The organism is Pseudomonas sp. IT-P4 (genome assembly GCF_949767755.1).
In the GTDB taxonomy this organism is placed as follows: domain Bacteria; phylum Pseudomonadota; class Gammaproteobacteria; order Pseudomonadales; family Pseudomonadaceae; genus Aquipseudomonas; species Aquipseudomonas monachiensis.
In genome coordinates this window covers 1-3985 of sequence record NZ_CATKPX010000059.1, presented here as the reverse complement: position 1 = coordinate 3985, position 3985 = coordinate 1, and the positions used below count along the sequence as shown (strand labels likewise).

Below are 3985 nucleotides of genomic sequence, written 5' to 3'. Positions count from 1 at the left end.
AGATCTGGAATCTGCCGTCAAGCACTGATTTAGGTTTTCTATCAATAAGCTGCAAAAAGCAGCAAAACGCCCCAAAGGGAGCCTATATAGATGGGCCGAAACACCCCTCTATATAGAAGAGACCTATCAGAGAACGCCCGAAGCCTTGAATGCCGACACCGCCCCGGCATCCAGGCCCAACACCCGCTGCAAAACTTCCAGCGTGTGCTCACCCAGCAGAGGAGGCGCAAAACGGTACTCCACCGGCGTCTGCGACAGTCGAATCGGGCTCGCCACCTGCGGCACCATCCCAGCCAGTGCATGAGGCAGCTCGATAGCCAACCCACGCGCCTTGACCTGAGGATCGGCAAACATCTGCGCCACGTCATTGATAGGCCCGCATGGCACGCCAGCCTGTTCCAGCTGTGCCACCCATTCAGCGGTTGTCTTGAACACCGTCGCCTGGCGGATCAGCGGAATCAGCGCTGCCCTGTTTGCCACCCGCAGCTTGTTGGTGGCAAAACGTGGATCGTCCGCCCACTGCGGCTGCCCAGCCACTTCCGCGAACTTGCGGAACTGCCCATCGTTCCCGACGGTAAGGATGAAGTCGCCATCCGCCGTAGGAAAATCCTGATAGGGCACGATGTTCGGATGAGCATTACCCAAGCGTTTAGGCGCATTGCCTGTCGTCAGGTAGTTCATTGCCTGGTTGGCCAGACAAGCCACCTGCACGTCCAGCAATGCCATATCGATATGCTGACCACCGCCATCGTGATCCCGATGCGCTAGCGCAGCCAGGATCGCAACAGTCGAATACAGCCCGGTCAGGATGTCCGTCAACGCCACGCCAACCTTCACCGGCCCCGCACCTTCTTCGCCTTCAGGTCGCCCCGTCAGGCTCATGAGGCCGCCCAGCCCCTGGATCATGAAGTCATAACCCGCACGCTTGGCGTAAGGGCCGGTCTGGCCGAACCCGGTGATCGAGCAATAGATCAGATCCGGATTGATCGCCTTCAGCGATTCATAGTCCAGACCATAAGCCGCCAGACCGCCGACCTTGAAGTTCTCGATCAGGATGTCCGACTTGGCCGCCAGCTCACGCACCAGCTTCTGCCCTTCAGGGCGAGTGAAGTCGATGGTGACCGATTGCTTGTTGCGATTGGCCGACAAGTAATAGGCGGCCTCGCTGGTGTTCTCGCCATAAGCGTCTTTAAGGAACGGCGGTCCCCAGGCGCGCGTGTCATCGCCGTTACCCGGACGCTCGACCTTGATCACTTCAGCGCCAAGGTCGGCCAGGATCTGCCCGGCCCAAGGCCCGGCCAGCACCCGCGATAAATCCAGTACCCGTAGATGCGATAGCGCGCCCATGGACGTTCTCCTTAATAGAACGCCTGGAGGCCGGTTTGCGCACGACCGAGGATCAGCGCATGGACGTCATGAGTACCTTCATAGGTGTTCACCACCTCCAGGTTAACCAGGTGACGCGCGACACCGAACTCATCGGAGATGCCGTTGCCGCCCAACATATCGCGAGCCATGCGCGCGATATCCAGGGACTTGCCGCAAGAATTGCGCTTCATCATCGAAGTGATTTCGACCGCAGCGGTCCCTTCGTCCTTCATACGACCCAGACGCAGGCAGCCTTGCAGCGCCATGGTGATTTCAGTCTGCATGTCGGCCAGCTTCTTCTGGATCAACTGAGTGGCGGCCAGCGGGCGACCGAACTGTTGACGATCCAGGGTGTACTGGCGAGCGGTGTGCCAGCAGAACTCGGCTGCACCCAGCGCACCCCAGGAGATGCCGTAACGTGCCGAGTTGAGGCAAGTGAAAGGACCTTTCAGGCCACGGACATCCGGAAAAATGTTCTCTTGCGGCACGAACACGTTGTCCATCACGATTTCACCGGTGATCGAAGCCCGCAGGCCCACTTTGCCGTGAATCGCCGGAGCGCTCAGGCCTTTCCAGCCTTTCTCCAGAACGAAGCCACGGATGTCGCCGGCATCGTCCTTGGCCCAGACCACGAACACATCGGCGATCGGGCTGTTGGTGATCCACATCTTGCTGCCGGTGAGGCTGTAGCCGCCTTCGACTTTGCGCGCACGTGAGATCATCGCGCCCGGGTCGGAACCGTGGTTAGGCTCGGTCAGGCCGAAGCAGCCGATCCACTCACCCGACGCCAGTTTCGGCAGGTACTTCTGCTTCTGCGCTTCGGTACCGAATTCATTGATTGGCACCATCACCAGCGAGGACTGCACGCTCATCATCGAGCGATAGCCGGAGTCGATGCGCTCGACTTCACGAGCGATCAGGCCGTAGCTGACATAGTTCAGGCCGCTGCCACCGTACTGCTCGGGGATGGTTGCGCCCAACAGGCCGACCTCGCCCATTTCGCGGAAGATCGCCGGATCGGTCTTCTCATGACGGAAAGCTTCGAGGATGCGCGGCGCAAGGCTTTGCTGAGCGAATTGCGCAGCCGTGTCGCGAATCATGCGCTCTTCTTCAGTGAGCTGTTGATCCAGCAGCAGGGGATCGATCCAGTTGAAGCTAGCTTTACCGCCCATGAGTGTGTCCTCTCGAATCGGGTCAAATAACGTGGACTGATCCTAGGCCCGGATCGGCGCTACGGCAAACGAGGATTTTGCATACTGTTGTGCTAATTTCTCACTCCGAAACGTCGCGAAAGAGCCTTTATGCGATGTATTAGTGAGATTGACGTACATGCGCAGAAAGATACCCAGCACCACCGCCCTGATCAGCTTCGAGGCTGCCGCACGCCACGAGAGCTTCACCAAGGCCGCCCAGGAACTTTCGCTGACCCAAGGAGCGATTTGCCGACAGATCGCCAGCCTTGAAGAGTTCCTCAGTGTGGAACTGTTCCGACGTTCGCGGCGCGGGGTCAAGCTGACGGAAGCCGGACTCTCCTACAGCCGTCGGGTGGCCACTCAGCTCGATGCCGTTGAGCGCGACACCTTGTCAGTGATGGGCCAGCAGGGCACCAACGTGATCGAGCTGGCCGTAGTTCCGACTTTCGGCACCCAATGGCTGCTGCCGCGCCTCAAGGACTTCCAGCAGAAACACCCGGAAGTGACGGTCAACCTGACCAACCGCACGCGGCCGTTCCTGTTCGCCGACACGGATTTTGATGCTGCCATCTACTTCGGTGATGCGGATTGGTCGGGTACAGAATCCCACAGGTTGATGGGTGAAAATCCGATGCCCGTTTGCAGCCCCAACCTGCTCGGAAACAAGACCTGTCTGACGCCCGGCGAAATCGCCGACTTACCTCTCCTGCAACAAACCACCCGCCCCTATGCCTGGCGCCAATGGTTCGACTCCCAGCACCTGAATGTCCCGCGAGACATGACGGGCCCCCGCTACGAGCTATTCTCCATGCTCGCCCAGGCAGCCATGCACGACATGGGCATTGCCCTGATCCCACCGTTCCTGATTCAAAGGGAGTTGAAAGAGAAACGTCTGGTGATCGCCAACCCCCAGGCACTGTCCAGCATCAAGGCTTACTACCTGATGATTCCTGAGCGAAAGGTCGAATCCGCGTCTTTGAGGGCATTTCGTGACTGGCTGGTAAATCAGGCGCACAGCTACAGCCTAGAGGGATAAAGGCTCTACAATGTTACTTGACCCCGTAGTCAACTAAATGAAAGCCCTACAGATATACGTATTTGTCGCATGACAGCAAACTGTATCGACAAGTCGTACAAACGTCCCACAAGCGCCTGATGACGCGGCTTTGCGCCACTATTTCAAGGCAATGCCGCATCATTCATACGGCCGATGTGTAAATTCTTCAATTTCGGCCAGAATCCTTGAAAAGCACGGTCTACAAGGGATTGAGCCGGTTGGTTGCGACATTCGGTCACGGGGTGACTTGTAGTTAATTTTCCGTCACCCGTCATAATCCCTTGAAGGGCACAAAGTTCGCCTGCAAAATGCCGCGCCCCGCCCTGATTTGGCGGGATCGTGCTGATCGGCCGCCCCCAGCCGCACC

At 58.3% G+C, this 3985-nt stretch carries 4 protein-coding genes; 1 reads left to right on the top strand and 3 read right to left on the bottom strand.

The genetic code is table 11. From position 1 onward, the window contains the following. Positions 1-126: 126 nt before the first annotated feature. Complete coding sequence (locus ACM6IT_RS23040; protein WP_056725196.1) at positions 127-1347, bottom strand: CaiB/BaiF CoA transferase family protein; 1221 nt, start codon at positions 1345-1347, stop codon at positions 127-129. Positions 1348-1358: 11 nt separating this feature from the next. Then, entirely contained in the window at positions 1359-2540 is a 1182-nt protein-coding gene (locus ACM6IT_RS23035; protein ID WP_056725194.1) for an acyl-CoA dehydrogenase, read from the bottom strand. 157 nt (positions 2541-2697) lie between these two features. Between ACM6IT_RS23035 and ACM6IT_RS23030 the strand changes: the two genes are divergently transcribed. Continuing rightward, a complete protein-coding gene (locus ACM6IT_RS23030; protein ID WP_056725192.1) occupies positions 2698-3597 on the top strand; it encodes a LysR family transcriptional regulator in 900 nt (299 codons plus the stop codon). Between the two features lie 143 nt (positions 3598-3740). On the opposite strand, the gene ACM6IT_RS23025 is transcribed toward ACM6IT_RS23030, so the two are convergent. Then, positions 3741-3985: hypothetical protein (locus ACM6IT_RS23025; protein ID WP_414914071.1), on the bottom strand; the 245-nt coding region annotated here is incomplete at its 5' end.